Annotated in this window: 1 protein-coding gene; it reads left to right on the top strand. The window is 73.2% G+C overall.

Annotated features, from left to right (window positions below):
- Positions 1 to 907: ketoacyl-synthetase C-terminal extension domain-containing protein (locus tag ADK60_RS23785; protein ID WP_199839735.1), on the top strand; the 907-nt coding region annotated here is incomplete at both ends.

Raw genomic sequence — 907 nt, 5'->3', positions numbered from 1 at the left:
GGCTCGGCGGTGAACCAGGACGGTGCGAGCAACGGCCTGACGGCGCCGAACGGTCCGTCGCAGCAGCGGGTGATCCGGGCGGCGCTGGCGGACGCGGGGTTGTCCGCGTCCGAGGTGGACGTGGTGGAGGCGCACGGGACGGGGACGCGGTTGGGAGACCCGATCGAGGCGCAGGCGCTGCTGGCCACGTACGGTCAGGACCGGCCGGTGGACCGTCCGGTGTGGATCGGTTCGCTGAAGTCCAACATCGGCCATGCGCAGGCCGCGGCGGGTGTGGGCGGTGTCATCAAGTCGGTGCTGGCCCTGCGGCACGGGGTGATGCCGAAGACGTTGCATGTGGACGGTCCGACGCCCGAGGTGGACTGGTCCGCGGGGGCCGGGAAGCTGCTGACGGAGGCCCGTACGTGGGACGACACCGGACGCCCGCGCCGGGCGGGGGTGTCCTCCTTCGGCATCAGCGGCACTAATGCCCACGTGATCCTGGAATCCGCGCCGGCCGAGGCCCCGGTCGGAGCGGCGGACGGTACTCGGCGTCCTGGGGCGGTGGTGTGGCCGGTGTCGGCGCGCAGTGCGGAGGCCCTGCGGGCGCAGGCGGAGGCGTTGGTGGCTCGGGTGGTGGCCGAGCCCGGGCTTGATCCGGCGGACGTGGGTTACTCGTTGGCAGTGGGGCGTGCCTCCTTCGAGCACCGTGCGGTGGTGGTGGGCACCGACCCGGACGGGCTGCTCGGTGGGGTGAAGGCGCTGGCCGAGGGCCGGACGGTGCCGGGGCTGGTACGGGGCGACGGGGTGTCGTCGGGTCGTTCGGTGTTGGTGTTCCCGGGTCAGGGTTCGCAGTGGGTGGGTATGGCGGTGGGGTTGTTGGCGGGGTCGGAGGTGTTCGCGGGGCGGATGGGGGAGTGCGAGCGGG

Origin of the sequence: Streptomyces sp. XY431, from assembly GCF_001279805.1 — a bacterium.
In the GTDB taxonomy this organism is placed as follows: domain Bacteria; phylum Actinomycetota; class Actinomycetes; order Streptomycetales; family Streptomycetaceae; genus Kitasatospora; species Kitasatospora purpeofusca.
This window is presented reverse-complemented; position numbering and strand designations above follow the sequence as displayed.